Source organism: Vibrio palustris (assembly GCF_024346995.1).
Classification (GTDB): Bacteria; Pseudomonadota; Gammaproteobacteria; order Enterobacterales; family Vibrionaceae; genus Vibrio; species Vibrio palustris.
The window spans coordinates 1,587,006-1,602,821 of the sequence record NZ_AP024887.1 but is presented as its reverse complement, the minus strand read 5'-3'; the positions used below and the strand labels follow the sequence as shown (position 1 = coordinate 1,602,821).

At 45.3% G+C, this 15,816-nt stretch carries 13 protein-coding genes; 9 read left to right on the top strand and 4 right to left on the bottom strand.

What is annotated here, in order from left to right:
• Positions 1–48: 48 nt before the first annotated feature.
• From OCU30_RS07570 to OCU30_RS07560, 3 genes are all read right to left on the bottom strand, one after another.
• Positions 49–864 carry a peptidoglycan binding protein CsiV gene (locus OCU30_RS07570; RefSeq protein WP_077312554.1) on the bottom strand — a complete coding sequence of 272 codons (816 nt, stop codon included), beginning with the start codon at positions 862–864 and terminating at the stop codon, positions 49–51.
• Between the two features lie 69 nt (positions 865–933).
• On the bottom strand, positions 934–4,398 hold the full coding sequence (mfd, locus tag OCU30_RS07565; RefSeq protein WP_077312556.1) for a transcription-repair coupling factor: 3,465 nt from the start codon (positions 4,396–4,398) through the stop codon (positions 934–936).
• 11 nt (positions 4,399–4,409) lie between these two features.
• Positions 4,410–4,976, bottom strand: coding sequence for a PilZ domain-containing protein (locus OCU30_RS07560; RefSeq protein WP_077312558.1), 567 nt, complete (start codon positions 4,974–4,976; stop codon positions 4,410–4,412).
• A gap of 176 nt (positions 4,977–5,152) precedes the next feature.
• Here OCU30_RS07560 and lolC point away from each other — a divergent pair, with 176 nt between their 5' ends.
• The 3 genes from lolC to lolE are packed head-to-tail and all read left to right on the top strand — an operon-like array spanning position 5,153 to position 8,288.
• The gene (lolC, locus tag OCU30_RS07555; protein ID WP_077312560.1) at positions 5,153–6,361 is read left to right on the top strand and encodes a lipoprotein-releasing ABC transporter permease subunit LolC; all 1,209 of its coding nucleotides are present in this window, start codon (positions 5,153–5,155) and stop codon (positions 6,359–6,361) included.
• Entirely contained in the window at positions 6,354–7,043 is a 690-nt protein-coding gene (lolD, locus tag OCU30_RS07550) for a lipoprotein-releasing ABC transporter ATP-binding protein LolD (RefSeq protein ID WP_077312562.1), read from the top strand. Before lolC ends, lolD begins: the two co-directional genes overlap by 8 nt.
• Positions 7,044–8,288, top strand: a complete 1,245-nt coding sequence (gene lolE, locus OCU30_RS07545; protein ID WP_077312564.1) for a lipoprotein-releasing ABC transporter permease subunit LolE — start codon at positions 7,044–7,046, stop codon at positions 8,286–8,288.
• Positions 8,289–8,504: 216 nt separating this feature from the next.
• Here the strand turns inward: lolE and OCU30_RS07540 are convergent, their stop codons facing one another.
• On the bottom strand, positions 8,505–9,029 hold the full coding sequence (locus tag OCU30_RS07540) for a DUF2062 domain-containing protein (RefSeq protein ID WP_077312566.1): 525 nt from the start codon (positions 9,027–9,029) through the stop codon (positions 8,505–8,507).
• On the opposite strand from OCU30_RS07540, the gene OCU30_RS07535 reads away from it, so the two are divergent.
• The 6 genes from OCU30_RS07535 (at position 8,983) to OCU30_RS07510 (ending at position 15,776) form a co-directional block, all read left to right on the top strand.
• Positions 8,983–11,274 carry a DNA internalization-related competence protein ComEC/Rec2 gene (locus tag OCU30_RS07535; RefSeq protein WP_077312568.1) on the top strand — a complete coding sequence of 764 codons (2,292 nt, stop codon included), beginning with the start codon at positions 8,983–8,985 and terminating at the stop codon, positions 11,272–11,274. The two genes, OCU30_RS07540 and OCU30_RS07535, sit on opposite strands and share 47 nt — an antisense overlap.
• Positions 11,275–11,305: 31 nt before the next feature.
• Positions 11,306–13,060, top strand: a complete 1,755-nt coding sequence (gene msbA, locus OCU30_RS07530; RefSeq protein ID WP_077312570.1) for a lipid A ABC transporter ATP-binding protein/permease MsbA — start codon at positions 11,306–11,308, stop codon at positions 13,058–13,060.
• Entirely contained in the window at positions 13,057–14,067 is a 1,011-nt protein-coding gene (gene lpxK / locus OCU30_RS07525) for a tetraacyldisaccharide 4'-kinase (RefSeq protein ID WP_077312572.1), read from the top strand. The genes msbA and lpxK overlap by 4 nt, the downstream gene beginning before the upstream one ends.
• Positions 14,048–14,227 carry a Trm112 family protein gene (locus tag OCU30_RS07520; RefSeq protein ID WP_077312574.1) on the top strand — a complete coding sequence of 60 codons (180 nt, stop codon included), beginning with the start codon at positions 14,048–14,050 and terminating at the stop codon, positions 14,225–14,227. Before lpxK ends, OCU30_RS07520 begins: the two co-directional genes overlap by 20 nt.
• Positions 14,228–14,980, top strand: coding sequence for a 3-deoxy-manno-octulosonate cytidylyltransferase (gene kdsB / locus OCU30_RS07515; RefSeq protein ID WP_077312576.1), 753 nt, complete (start codon positions 14,228–14,230; stop codon positions 14,978–14,980). It begins immediately after the preceding gene.
• A gap of 367 nt (positions 14,981–15,347) precedes the next feature.
• Positions 15,348–15,776 carry a GNAT family N-acetyltransferase gene (locus OCU30_RS07510; RefSeq protein ID WP_077312578.1) on the top strand — a complete coding sequence of 143 codons (429 nt, stop codon included), beginning with the start codon at positions 15,348–15,350 and terminating at the stop codon, positions 15,774–15,776.
• Positions 15,777–15,816: the final 40 nt, after the last annotated feature.

The window sequence follows — 15,816 nt, the reverse complement described above, 5'->3', positions numbered from 1 at the left end:
CACGGGTATCTCCGTTATGAGAGGCGAGCTTGGTGTCAGTCTTCTGATTTATTTTACTTTGCGCACTTGGATGATCATCCCCATTAATGGGTGATCTAAGTAATGCGTTTCTCCGCTTCTCATGCGGCGTTTTTGTTCCATACGATACGGCTTTAAGAACGTTTCTACAGTCTTGGTCGGAGAAACCGACTCTAAATGCCCTAACTGTACGTCGCTGTCCTGATCGTCTGGACCCATTTCAAGATTCAGTGGACGGTCTTTGAGGACGACTTCTTGCGTCGTTGGCTCTTTTAAATCCAGATCGGTTTTTACGTATAAATAGTGCTGAACATAGACTTGTAATGTGCCATCGAGTTCTGGAATTGGCTTAGGGACATTACGTTCTTCAACATCCGCCGTAGTCCCATCTTGTGGTTGCGCGTTGCTTGTCTCAGACGTTCTGTTTTGCGGTGATGATGATTGGTCATTGGTGCGCTCGTGGCCATCTAAACGAAACTTCTCGGAGTAATCTTTTCCTGCTTGAATATGGAAAATAGGTGAGCGGTTACTGCCTTCATCACCTTGTCGCCACGCAGTATGTAGGAGTACTTTATAGCCAGCATGCTGGCTTAATGTGGCAGCTTGTGCATTAAGCTGATAAGCCGACTTTGGTAACAAAGTTGCGCCTTTTTTCTTTAAATAGTTGGCATTGGCAAAACTGGCGGACTTTTTGAGATCAATCGGCGGTAAGTTATTTGGCCAAGACTCATCGACCTGAGAGGGTGTAACGGCACGTTTAAAAATGATAACTTCAATATCAAATTGTCGTTTTGCCAATGTGGGCATTGAGACGAATAAAAGAAGTAAAGGGATCAGTGCTTTCATTGTGACTCCGTGATTATGTGTCCATTATCGAGTAGGGGATAGCGAGCTACCCCTCTCGATAGCGAAAAACTAGGCCGCTGGTAATAAGTTTTGCTCAAACTCGGCCAGCATACGTTTAATAAATTCGACCCGCTCTCTACGATCCACCAGTGGCATGGTAAATTTAAATTTGGTTGGACCATCCATTGAAAATTGTTGAGGCTGCGCTTGTAGAAGCTTAACTAAAAACATCGGGTTGATGTCAGCATTCGGATAAAACTCGATATATCCACCGCGTTCATGTGCTTCAATTTTACTTACTTTCAAGCGTGCTGCATGGAGTTTGAGTTGTGATATCGTTAATAAGTTTTGTGTCGCTTCTGGTAGCGCGCCAAAGCGATCAATCAAGGCCACTTTGAGTTCGGTTAATACCTCTTCACTGTCGACGCTCGCAATCTGTTTATACATCGACAAGCGTGTATTCACATCTGGGATATAATCCTCAGGTAATAGCGCAGGAATGCGAATTTCTATTTCTGTTTGCTCGCGCAGCAGTTCATCGAGCGAAGGCTCTTTGCCTGATTTTAAGGCTTCCACCGCTTGATCGAGCATTTCCATGTATAAGCTAAATCCAACCGATTGAATCTGACCGCTTTGTTCATCTCCCAATAATTCACCCGCGCCACGGATCTCCAAATCGTGAGTCGCAAGAGTAAATCCGGCGCCTAAATCTTCTAAAGAAGCAATCGCTTCCAAACGTTTGACGGCATCTTTCGTGATCGCTTTAGGGGGGGGCGTTAATAAATACGCATAGGCTTGGTGATGTGAGCGTCCTACGCGACCCCGTAACTGGTGTAATTGTGCTAAACCTAAATTATCGGCACGATCCATAATAATCGTATTGGCGGTCGGTACATCAATGCCGGTTTCAATAATGGTCGTACACACTAAAACGTTATAACGCTGATGGTAAAAATCGTTCATGATTTTTTCCAATTCACGCTCGCGCATTTGGCCGTGTGCGACGGTAACTCTCGCCTCAGGAATTAAGGCTTCTAAATCCGCTGTGACTTTATCAATGGTTTCCACTTGGTTATGCAGGAAGTAAACCTGACCACCACGCATAATTTCGCGTAAAATCGCCTCACGGACCACGCCACTTTCATTTTGGCGTACAAAGGTTTTTACCGCGCGGCGCCGAGCGGGTGGTGTGGCAATAATAGATAAATCACGCATCCCACTCATTGCCATATTTAGGGTACGAGGGATCGGTGTTGCGGTAAGGGTTAAGATATCCACATCCGCACGCATTGCTTTGACTTTTTCTTTTTGACGAACGCCGAAACGGTGTTCTTCATCAACAATAAGTAAGCCAAGATCGCGAAATTTGAGGTTATTAGAAAGTAGCTTATGGGTTCCGACGACGATGTCCACTTTGCCTTCTTCTATATCTGCCATGATCGCTTTTTGTTCTTTGGCTGATTTAAAGCGTGATAATACTTCAACACGAATCGGTTGGTTGGCAAAACGGTCTCTAAAGTTGTCAAAGTGTTGTTGAGCGAGCAAGGTGGTCGGGACCAAAACGGCGACTTGCTTATTGTTATCGGTCGCGAGGAAAGCGGCACGCATCGCGACTTCCGTTTTACCAAAGCCAACATCCCCACAGACTAAGCGATCCATGGCTTTTGCTTGACACATATCAGCGAGGACAGCATTGATGGCTGTCGCCTGATCGTCGGTTTCTTCAAACGGGAACGTCGCTTTAAAATTAGCGTATTGTTCTGGGTCTAGTTTAAATGGGTAGCCGGGCTTGAGCTCGCGTTTGGCATAGACATCCAGTAACTCGGCGGCGACATCGCGGACTTTCTCTGCTGCACGGCGTCTTGCTTTGGCCCAGGTTTCTCCGCCCAATTTATGCAGTGGCGCGCTGTCGTCTGCGCCGCCAGAGTATCGGCTGATCAAGTTAAGAGATGAAACCGGCACATAGAGTTTGGCTTCGTTTTGATATTCTAGCGTGACATATTCAGTGGTCATGCCACCAGCTTCTAGCGTTTGTAACCCTAAGTAGCGACCAATACCATGATCAATGTGCACCACGGGTTGGCCGGGCTTGAGCTCGGCTAAATTACGAATCACCGCATCGCTGTTAGTTTGGTGCTTGTTATTCTTACGGCGACGTTGCAATACGCGTTCACCTAAAATATCGCTTTCGCAAATGAGTGCGAGTGGTGCCTCCTCATATACAAAGCCATTCTCGGTATAACCAGTGATTAAACAGAGTGATGCGTCGTCTGCCAGTGCTTGAGAGAACGATGAAAAATAGGTTGGACGCAGTTTTAAAGGTGCCAACAATTCTAATAATGCATCGCGTCGACCTTCCGATTCGACAGAAAACACCAATTTACCGCGAAAAGATTCACAAAACTTACGCAGTTTAGCAAAGGGCTCTTTTTGTTGTTGATTGGCACTTAAATCTGGCAGTGTTTGTAATGGCAGATTGTGATGACCGGGTTTATTGTCTACAGCGTCAATATCAAGCTGCACTAATGGCCATCGTTTGAGCTGACCAAACAACTCGTCTTTCTTGAGCCATAGTTCGGCGGGCGGTAATAACGGACGTAGCGGGTCGACATTGCGTTGATCGTAACGCATCGCGGTGTCGGCTAAGAAATGGTCAACAGATGGCTCTAAGGCACCGAGCGTGAGAATCTGTGTATTCTCTGGTAAGTAATCAAACAGAGTGTCCGTCGTATCAAAAAACAGTGGTTGCCAATATTCTATCCCAGCAGGCCAAGTGCCTTTAGACACTTGCATGTAGACCGATTCGGGCTCTCGACGCGCTTCAAAACGTTGCCGCCAATGATTACGGAATGTTTCTATTGCATCGTCAGTGGTTGGGAATTCATGCGCAGGTAATAAGCATACATTATCGATTTCATCAATTGAACGCTGTGTTTCCGGATCAAAAGTACGAATGGTATCGACTTCATTATCAAAAAAATCAAAACGGTATGGGATGTTACTGCCCATCGGGAACAAATCTAATATCGAACCACGGCTGGCATACTCGCCAGGGCCAAACACTTGATCGACATGGCGATAGCCTGAACTTTCTAGCTGATGACGTAATTTATCTAAAGAAAACTCGTCGCCGCGGTTGACGATCAGGGTATTTTGTAGCAAATAACTACGCGGTGATTGGCGTTGTAGCAAAGTACTCACAGGAACGATGGTGACGCCTTGTGTGAGATTCGGTAAGCGATATAAACGAGAAATACGGTCAGATATGATTTCTTGATGCGGTGAGAAATGATCGTAAGGTAACGTTTCCCAATCTGGGAAAAGAGCAATTTCCGCATCAAGAAATTGTTCTATCTCGTGTAGAATACGCTGCGCAGTTTGTGGATCGGGCACGGCTAATACGGTATGGCTTGAGTGCGTCGCGGCAAGTTCTGCGATCGCAAGTGCTAGACTCGCGCCAGGTAAATTAGCGTTTACTTTTTTGTCGCCTGCGCCAGTGGACGCAACGAGTGGCAATAAGGTCTGTATTGTCATATGACTTGTTATTATTTATTCCGGTCGAGTGAACGTTGACGTAGTAATTTTTGCTGTTGATGCAAAGCGCTTTTGATAAGAAGATCTTGATCGATTTCTCTAAGTAATTCGTATCTTACCGTAATTTCGTTGCCTTGTTCACCCTCTTCGCATTGAGTGACAACCCCATAGCAATAGATAGCCGCAGCGGGATATTCTAAAAACAACTTGGCTCTTACTCGGGTATCAATCGCGAGCGTGTTATCCGCCAAGTATGAAAATTGGCTTGCACCAAAGGCGGTTGTTTTATAACGCCTGCTTTCGTCATCTTGCTGGGACAGCATAAATGTTAATAATAAATTTAATTTGGCATTTTGTGTGTCAAGTAATTGGCAAACGTGTCCGAAGCTATTGTTTTTAAGTTCAGACTTCGCCTGTTCGGTCATTGAATCTAAATGACTAAACTCACTGGCGACAATAAAAGGTGCTGGGATCTCTGCCTCGAATCTTTCTACCGTCGGCAATAAAAAGTCATGGCCTAGTGGCTCGACATTGATAGTCAGTGCATGATGTACGATAAAAAATTCTTGGTCGTTCATGTTAAGTTCCTTCATTATGCTTGTTTTGATTATCGTCATACAGCCCAACTAATCAAGCTAGTGAAGGCGGATAAACGTGAATGACCGCGTCTCTTACAGAGATTTAGCAAAGAAAAGCTACAACCTGAGCGTGATTCCCGTTACAGTAACGCCATTCAAGTAGTATGGTTTGTATTATGTTTCATCCAATTTCAATCTTTATAGGGCTGCGTTACCTAAGAGGTCGCTCTGGTGATCGTTTTAGTCGCTTTGTTTCCTATATGTCAACCGCTGGTATCACTATTGGTGTGATGTCGCTAGTAACCGTACTTTCAGTGATGAATGGTTTTGAATCACAACTGAAAAGTCGCATTCTTGGGGTATTACCTCAAGCAGTCGTATCACAAGACTACGATAAAACAGCGCGTACCAAAACGCCACCAGAGTTTATTCGTCAATTGTCGACGTCTAGGCCACCTGAGCCTATTGTGCACAGCGATGCTGTGATACAGAGCTCCAGTGAACTAAGCGCTGGTATGATGATTGGTATTGAGCCGCAAGAGAACGACCCAATAGCTCGTTACCTTGTGGGGGGCAGCATTAAAAAGCTCAAAGCCGGTAGCTACCGTGTGTTTCTGGGGCAGAGCTTAGCTCGCCAGATGAATGTGAAAATTGGCGACAAAGTCCGTTTAATGGTCACCAGTGCCAGTCAGTATACGCCATTTGGGCGCATTCCTAGCCAGCGCAATTTTCGTGTGGCAGGCTTATTTAATACAGGCTCTGATGTGGACTCTCAGTTAATCATTACTCACTTAGCAGACGCAGGTCGTTTACTGCATTATTCTGCTGACACGATATCAGGATGGCGTCTGTTTTTTGATGACCCATTTGTTGTCGGTGAGCTGTCTCACCATGCACTGCCTCCGGGCTGGCATTGGAGTGACTGGCGCGCGCAACGTGGCGAGCTATTCCAAGCTGTTGGTATGGAGAAAAATATGATGGGGCTGATGCTAGGGCTGATTGTGGGCGTTGCGGCGTTTAACATTATTTCAGCCTTGATTATGGTTGTGATGGAGAAACAACCGGAAGTGGCCATTTTAAAAACCCAAGGTATGACCGATCGCCAAATATTGGCCATTTTCATGGTGCAAGGCGCCAGCAGTGGAGTGATTGGTGCATTGGTCGGTGGGAGTTTAGGTATATTATTAGCCGACAACCTTAATACCATTCTGCATGCCGTTGGTGTCGATCTCTATTCTCTAGGTGGTTCTCTCCCTGTTGTTATCAATTCATGGCAAATTGTGGTCGTGATTATCTTAGCGATTGCCTTGAGTTTACTCGCAACTTTATTTCCGTCTTTCAGAGCATCTACTGTAAAACCCGCTGAGGCCTTACGTTATGAATAATTTATTATCTTGTCAGAACGTGTATAAAACGTATCAAGAAGGCGAATTCCAAACCCAAGTATTACAAGGTGTCAGTTTTGATATGAAGCCGGGTGAATTGGTGTCGATTGTCGGCTCGTCTGGTTCTGGTAAAAGTACACTCTTACACGTCTTGGGCGCGTTAGATGACATTTCTGAAGGTAGTGTGTCGTTTTTAGGGCATGATTTAAGCGCGCTAAGTTCTAACCGTCAGGCGAAAATTCGGAATACACACCTGGGATTTGTCTATCAATTCCATCACTTATTGACCGATTTTACCGCGCTGGAAAATGTGTCTATGCCACTATTAATCGGTGGTATGAAAGTGTCGCAAGCCAAGCAAACCGCGCAAGCGTTATTAGAACGTGTTGGGCTAGGCCACCGTACCGAGCATCGTCCGTCAGAGTTATCGGGAGGGGAAAGGCAGCGCGTTGCTATCGCTCGAGCGTTAGTGAATAAACCAGATTTAGTATTAGCGGATGAGCCAACCGGTAACTTAGATCATCAAACGGCATTGTCGATTTATGATTTGATGCGCGAACTCAACCAAGAATCTGGCACCGCGTTTTTAGTCGTGACTCATGATACGCAGTTGGCCGCCAAGATGGATCGTCAAATGTTCATGCAAGATGGGCTGCTTGTTGAAACTAAGAAGGAGGCGTAAGTGTTCTCCAGTTTATCGCTTTTTATTGGCCGACGCTTTAGCCGCGGCAAACAGCGCAACAAAATGGTGTCGTTTATCTCGATTTCCTCAACCATCGGGATTGCGGTGGGGGTGGCCGTTATCATCATCGGTCTTTCGGCGATGAATGGGTTTGAGCACGAGCTGAAAAACCGTGTGTTGTCGGTTATTCCTCATGGTGAATTCGAGGGCGTCAAAGGGCCAATTAAAGACTGGCAGTCGATGAGTGCTAAGGCGGAGCAAGACCCGCAAGTCATCGCATCGGCTCCTTATGTCCGTTTTACGGCGTTGGCTGAGCGGGGTAAGCAACTTAAAGCAATACAAGTGCGTGGCGTTGATCCGCAAAAAGAAAGCCAGGTATCGCAGTTATCTGAGTTTGTGACGGGCGATGCATGGCAGAAATTTCAGCCAAATCATAAGCAAGTTATTTTAGGTAAAGGGGTCGCAGACAAGCTGGGCGTGAAAGTGGGGAATTACATTACACTGATGATCCCCAAAACCAATAATGTTGGCCGAGTCGAGGCGCCACAGCGCGTACGTGTACAAGTCACAGGGTTGTTAGTATTAAACGGCCAAATCGACCACAGCCTAGCATTATTACCGATGGCGGATGCTCAGCAGTATACTCGCATGGGTGACACCGTGACAGGAGTTGCCATTAAAGTGGATGATGTCTTTCACGCCACACAAATTGTTAAATATGTTGGTCAGCAACTGAACCAATATGTATATCTGCGGAGTTGGAAGCAAAAATATGGCTATTTGTATCGTGATATAAATATGGTACGAACCATCATGTATCTTGTCATGATCTTAGTGATTGGCGTGGCTAGCTTTAACATCGTCTCCACGCTAATGATGGCAGTGAAAGACAGAGCCTCTGAGATTGCGATTTTACGTACGATGGGGGCCAATGATGGCTTAATTAAACGTGTGTTTGTGTGGCAAGGTATTTTTTCCGGAGTATTAGGGAGTCTTGTTGGTAGTGTATGTGGTGTCGTACTGGCTTGGAATCTTACCTCGATTGTTAAAGTGCTTGAACATATCGTTGGGCATCACTTTTTGTCAGGCGATATTTACTTTGTCGACTTCTTACCATCACAAGTACATGCCAGCGATGTCATTTTAGTTTCTGGAACCGCGATTGTATTAAGTCTGTTGGCGACTTGGTATCCAGCCAAACGAGCCAGTCAGCTTAACCCTGCACGAGTACTGAGCGGTAAGTAAACAGACTGGATAAATAAAAAGGACCTACGGGTCCTTTTTTTGTGCCAGTCATTTTGATGACACTGATAGAGCGGGTAGGGATTGTGATAAGCAAATGAGGATTGGCGTTACATCAAAAAGTGCTGACTGTCTCGCGGTTATCATGCCGTTAACTACTTTCATCACGTAAACTTCGTTAGCTTTACATTCAAGACCCGCTGAGATTAACGGCCGTCTTTATAGTTTCGCTATTTTATTACTTTGACGTTTTTGCCAACTACGCACGACAGAATAGCGCCACAAGCCCATGATACCGAAATAACCAATAATAGAGGCCACTGCAGCACATATACCACTACCAACAAATAATGGAACGAAAATAGTATGGAATTGGGTTTGTAAAAACTGCCAGCTTAGCTCGAAATGAAAGCTTTGCGGCGGCATTTGCATCACAAGAGCCCCTAACTTGTAAGTGAAGTAGAAAATAACCGGCATAGTAATTGGGTTCGTAATCCATACTAATGCGATGGATAAAGGCAGGTTGACACCGAACATTACCGCTAAGCCCGCGGCCATGATCATTTGGCTTGGTAGAGGAATAAACGCCATAAATAAGCCCACTGCGAAAGCGCCGGCAGCCGAACGACGGTTTAAACACCACAAGTTCGGGTTATATAACAGGTTGCCGAAAATTTTTAATGCCTTTTGACGTTTGATGACTTCATGGTTAGGCATTAACCGCTTAATTAATTTCCTAGGCATGGGGGCTATGACTCGCTTCTTCTCTAAATGGACGTTGATGACATTTGTACTCACGATGATGTCTTCACCTTTATGGCCCTCCATTCCGGGTTGGGGCGCGGTATTGAGTACTGGAATTATTGTTATTGTTAGCTCCGTCATACCAAGGTTGCGTCGCTGTTTCGGTATGGCAATCGCAGTGTCGCTGATCTTAACACATTGCCAGTTAATGCGAGTACAAAAACACGCAATTTTTCAGTCTGGAATGTCGATGCAAATTCAGGCGACGGTAAAGCACGTGTTTGCTCCATCACGGGCAGGCTATCGTGGGCAGGTAAAAGTCATCGCGATCAATCAACAAACACTGTCCAGGTGGCAACAGCCGACCATTAAACTGCTGTCTCCTATAAGACTTTATCCCGGTCAACAAGTTCATTTCTCTATTACGGTTAAGCCTATTTATGGGCAGCTTAATAGTGTTGGGTTTGATTATGAAAAATACGCCGTCAGTCAAGGATGGGTGGCGCAAGGGCGGGTCATCTCTAATTCTCGTTATCAAATATTGACTAAACCTTCATTGTTATCTGATGTTTACCAAAAAGTGAGCGCCGTGACCGCAGGGGATCCCGCTCAAGGCATGATCCTCGCACTGTTATTTGGTGACCGTAGTTTATTGACGACTGAGCAATGGAGTGGATTGCGTAATAGTGGTTTATCGCATCTCGTGGCCATTTCGGGGCTGCACATTGGTATCGCCTTTGGTTTCGGTTGTTTATGCGGCCAGTTAGTGAGTCGTTGTTATTCTTCTTTGTTGTGGACGCCTTGGTGGCTAGGACTCTGTGTGGCAGGAAGTTATGCATGGTTGGCTGGTTTTACGATCCCAACGATGCGCGCGATGATCATGTGCTTGACGATGGTGATGGTTTTGCGTCTACAGTTGCAGGTGTCAACGATCTGGCGTTTGTTGTTTGTTCTCGCCGTGGTGTTTGCTGTTGATCCTTTTGCCAGCTATTCAGGTAGCTTTTGGCTATCATTCGGTGCGGTTGTGGTGATCCTCTATTTGATTGCTCGGCCCAATTTCCCTACTCATTGGTGGCAGCAAATGGTGTGGCTGCAGGTTGGTATCTCACTATGCCTCCTGCCATTAAGTATCTGGCTGTTTAATGGCATCAGTTATGTTTCATTGTTGTTAAATCTTATTTTCATCCCGTGGTTCAGTTACGTTGTTGTGCCGGTATTATTGATTGCTTTGTTAGCTTTAGTCAGCCATGTGGAGTATCACTCTTGGATATGGCAGTTAGGTGAACGTAGTCTCTCGCCCATATTGTATGTGCTAGACAAGGTGGAGTCTGGATGGTTACCCATTAGTGACACTGTAATGTGGCTGATGATCGCGAGTTTTATCATATGGCGATTAAGAGACGTATTCACCCCCCATGGTGTGCTTTTTATCGTCGCGCTCGCGGCGGCGGAATGGGTTTATCACCCCCAGAAAACCACTTGGCAGGTGGATGTGTTTGATGTTGGGCATGGCTTAGCCACCATGATTTCTCAAGGAAATAAAGCTTTAATATTTGATACGGGCGCGAGCTGGCGTAAGGGCAGTATGGCGCAAAACGTGATTTTGCCGATGTTAACAAAGCGCGGTTTACAATTAGACGCGATTATTGTCAGCCATTTCGATAATGATCATTCAGGAGGGTTAGTTGAATTGCAACGCCATACTCCGAATGTCGCCGTTTATTCAAGCCAAGCCATCCCCGGTGGGCAGCCATGTATTCGCGGCCGCAATTGGTGGTGGGGAGCCTTGCATATTGAAGTCTTGTGGCCGCCAAATCTTGTTCGTCGAGCTTATAATCAACACTCTTGTGTGATTCGCGTACGGGATTTGTACGGGCATGCGCTGTTAATGACGGGTGATGTGGATGCAGTGGGCGAGTGGCTCTTAGTCAGACACCAGCCAGATTTAACCGCACAAATAATGGTTGTCCCCCATCATGGTAGTAACACATCCTCGACTCAACAATTGATAACAAAGGTCCACCCGAAGTGGGCCTTAGCGTCAGTCAATAAAGGCAGTCATTGGGGATTACCTTCGCCAGTCGTGGTACAGCGGTATCGCCAATCAGGGGCAATTTGGTTGGATACAGGTGAGTCTGGGCAAATTTCCGGACTTTTTAGCGTCAATAACGTGAAAATTATGACGAAGAGGTCAGATGATAACCAGCGATGGTATAGGCAGATGCTGCGTAACGGGGTAGAATAGGGAGAATTTTTTAACCAGTGATATTATTTCTATGTCGATAAATACTGACGAAACTACTTGGCAAACCTTCAAACGTTTATGGACTTACATTCGTAAGTATAAAGCAGGGTTGTTTGTTGCGACTATAGCGCTCGTTCTTAATGCGTTATCAGATACTTATATGATGTCACTGCTGAAGCCTTTGCTTGATGAAGGTTTCGGAAAAGCAGAGTCAGATTTTCTTAAAACGTTGCCCTTTATTGTTATTGGGGTAATGGTATTGCGTGGTGCGAGTGGTTTCATCTCAACATATTGTTTGAGTTGGGTCTCTGGCAATGTGGTGATGATGATGCGCCGCGCGGTATTTAAGCAGTTTATGCACATGCCGGTGAGCTTTTTTGATAAAGAATCAACCGGTAGCCTACTTTCTCGCATTACTTATGATACAGAGCAAGTAGCGAACGCGACAAGCCGTGTCATGGTGAGTATTGTGCGTGAAGGGGCCAGTATTATTGGTTTATTGGCGTTAATGTTTTGGCATAGCTGGCAACTTTCATTAGTGTTAATTGTCATTGCTCCGCTTGTTGCCATTGCGATTGGTATTGTCTCTAAGCGCTTTAGAAAGATTTCTAAAAACATGCAATCGGCCATGGGTAAAGTGACAGAATCGGCAGAGCAAATGCTGAAAGGCCACAAAGTCGTATTAAGCTACGGTGGTCAGAAAGTAGAAGCGGAACGTTTTGATAAAGTCAGCAACCGCATGCGCCAGCAGTCAATGAAACTTGTTTCTACCCAAGCCATCGCCAATCCATTGATTCAAATGATTGCCTCAGTAGCCGTTGTGACGGTGTTATTTTTAGCCAGTTACGATGATATTCGTCAAACGTTAACACCCGGTACATTCACGGTGGTATTTACCTCGATGTTTATGCTAATGCGCCCGATTAAAGCGTTAACCGGTGTCACGTCACAATTACAAAAAGGGGTGGCAGCGAGCCAAACGCTATTTGCGTTCATGGATATGGATAGAGAGAAAGACACGGGTATGTATGAAACCGATGTTGTCCGTGGTGACGTGACCGTTAATGATATTACCTTTACTTATGGGACAAAAGAGACGCCTGCATTAAAAAATGTCTCGTTTGAGATCCCTGCGGGTAAAACAGTGGCATTAGTCGGGCGTTCTGGTTCAGGTAAATCAACCATCGCGAACCTATTTACGCGTTTTTATGACGTAGATTCTGGCTCTATTCAGTTAGATGAGCATGATATTCGTGATTACAAGTTGAAAAACTTACGTTGTCACTTTGGTCTTGTCTCGCAGAACGTACATCTATTTAACGATACTATCGCGAATAATATCGCATACGCGGCAGAAAATGATTACACCCGTGAGCAAATAGAAGAAGCGGCTCGTTTGGCACATGCCATGGAATTCATTAATCTTATGCCACAAGGCCTAGATACCATGATTGGTGAAAACGGGACCAGCTTATCGGGCGGACAACGTCAGCGCTTAGCCATTGCTCGCGCTTTATTACGTGACGCACCAGTACTGATTTTAGATGAAGCGACTTCTGCCCTAGATACAGAATCTGAGCGTGCGATCCAGGCCGCCTTAGAAGAGCTACAGAAGAATAAGACTGTTTTGGTGATTGCTCACCGATTATCAACCATTGAAAGTGCTCATCAAATCCTCGTTGTCGATGAAGGACAGATCATTGAGCGCGGCTCACATCATGAATTAATGGCCAAAGGTGGAGCGTATGCACAACTGCATACCATTCAATTTGGTGATAAGGCGTGATGAATAAAATATGGTTTAAGAAAACGGTTTTCTATTATCTAATGTGGCCATTATTATGGCCACTGAGTCTCATCTATCGCCTGGTGAGTCACTCTCGCCGCAAAAGTTATCTGAAAGGCAAAAAGCCATCCTACCGTGCTCGCGTTCCTGTCGTCGTTGTGGGCAATTTAACTGCTGGTGGTAATGGCAAAACTCCCACCGTGATTTGGTTGGTTGAACAGCTGATCGCCCAAGGCTATAAGCCCGGCGTTGTCTCAAGAGGGTATGGAGGCAAAGCACCGCAGTACCCGTTATTAGTAGACAATGAAACCTCAACACACCATTGTGGTGATGAGCCCAAGCTTATCCACCAACGAACCGGAGCACCTGTGTGCGTTGACCCGAATCGTTCACAAGCGGTGAAAACGTTGCTGGCGAATTGTGAGATTGATGTGGTGATTACCGATGATGGTTTACAGCACTATGCTTTAGCACGAGATGTTGAATTTGTTGTGGTCGATGGTGTGCGCCGTTTTGGCAACCATAAACTGCTGCCGTTAGGGCCATTACGTGAGTCTATATCTCGCCTGACTAAAGTGGATTTTATCATCACCAATGGTGGTATTCCCAAACAGGGTGAAATAGCCATGAGCTTAAAGCCGGATCTGGCCATTAACTTGATGAGCGGCGAAACGCGTCGTGTTGTTGAGCTAGAAAACCTTGTCGCGATGGCAGGTATTGGCCATCCTCCGCGCTTTTTTGCTACCTTACAGGCAATGGGGGCTAAATTGATTGCACAGGAAGGGTTTGCCGATCATAAAGCGTTTTCACAATCAGATATCAAGGCATTAAGTGCGAAAGGCAAACACTTAATTATGACTGAAAAAGATGCAGTGAAATGCCGAGAATTTGCGCAAGAAAACTGGTGGTATTTGCCTGTTTCTGCTGAGATTAGTGTACGTGATACGCATCGTATTATGAAAAAAATTACAGAGGTAATAGAACGTTATGGATCATCGACTTCTTGAGATTGTGGCTTGCCCTGTGTGCAAGAATAAATTGGCATACGATAAAGATAAACAAGAATTGATTTGTAAGGCGGATCGCTTAGCCTATCCAATCAAAGAAGGTATCCCCGTGTTGCTAGAAAGTGATGCGCGTTCATTAGGTATGGACGAGGGACGCTAAATGTCATTCACGGTCGTCATTCCGGCACGTTATCAATCGTCCCGTTTACCCGGTAAACCGTTAGCGGATATCGTGGGTAAAACTATGATTGAACGTGTTTATGAACAAGCATGTTTGGCTGGAGCTGAAAGCGTGATTATCGCAACTGACGATGAACGTATCGCTGGTGTAGTGCGTGAGTTTGGTGGTGAGGTGTGTATGACATCACCGAATCATCAATCGGGCACTGAACGTTTGGCCGAAGTTGTTAAACTTAAGCACATCCCTGCAGATACGATTATCGTCAATGTGCAAGGGGATGAGCCTTTAATTCCGCCGCAAGTGATTGAGCAAGTTGCTAATAATTTGCAAAATTGTACGGCGCCGATGGCTACATTGGGAGTCAGTATTTCTGACCCGCAAGAAGTGTTTAATCCGAATGCGGTGAAAGTGGTGACCGATAAAGAAGGCTATGCCTTGTACTTTAGCCGTGCCAGTATCCCGTGGGATCGTGATCATTTTGCGTCGCAAAAAGTAGTACAGCCTTTGCTTCGTCATATCGGTATTTATGCGTATCGAGCTGGCTTTATTTCGACGTATCTTAATTGGCAGCCAAGCCCGCTTGAGCATATTGAAAGTCTCGAGCAATTGCGCGTACTGTGGCATGGTGAAAAAATTCATGTTGATGTTGCCGCTGTCACTCCACCGGCGGGTGTCGACACGCCAGACGATTTAGACGCGGTAAGACAACACGTGCTTCAGCATTCTCGATAATCGCATGGCTTAATAGAAAGAAGCGCTTTCTAAGGGAAAGCGCTTTGTCATTATGCGTAATGCCGATTAGCTCGTTAGAATCGGAATTTACCTTATCAATGCCCGCAGCCAATTTCGCGCAACATTATCATCCACTTAGCGGCTGACGACTTTCCCATCTCAACTCTTGACCACCTATTTCGAATAGCAGATTATAAGCCTAGTTGTATACTGGGTTGTGGTACGGACACGTTCTGCGATTTGTTTTAATCGAAATATAATAATATCGTTAAAACAATGTGTTATGATAGTTTCGTCAGTATTTTATGAAAATGTTAGGTAGGTGGTGGCTGCCTAATAACGGTTAGCCGTCAAAAATGGAGGAAACATGGAAGTCCAATTTCTAGAGAAAAACGCCGACTACACATCAGTATTGGATATGTTGCTGCAACTTCGCCCGAGTTACAATCGAGACTCACTAGCAGCTCAAGTCGAAAAGCAGCAGTCGATGGGCTATCAAGTCGTCTATGTAAAATCAAAGCAAAACATACTTGCCGTTGCGGGTTTCAACGTTGGTGAAAAGCTTGCTTGGGGTAAATATATTTACATCGATGACTTGGTAACACACTGTGAATGTCGTTCTCTAGGCGTTGGCAGTTTTTTGATCGATTGGTTTAAATCCTATGCCTTAGAAAATAGCTGTGATCAAATTCATCTAGATTCTGGCGTCCAGCGTTTTCTCGCGCATAAGTTCTACTTACGCGAAGGCTTTAATATAGCAAGTCATCACTTTTCAATCGTTGAAATAAACGCTTAACAAGCGTAATCATCAGATGAGCTAATCGTTTAGGTCGAGT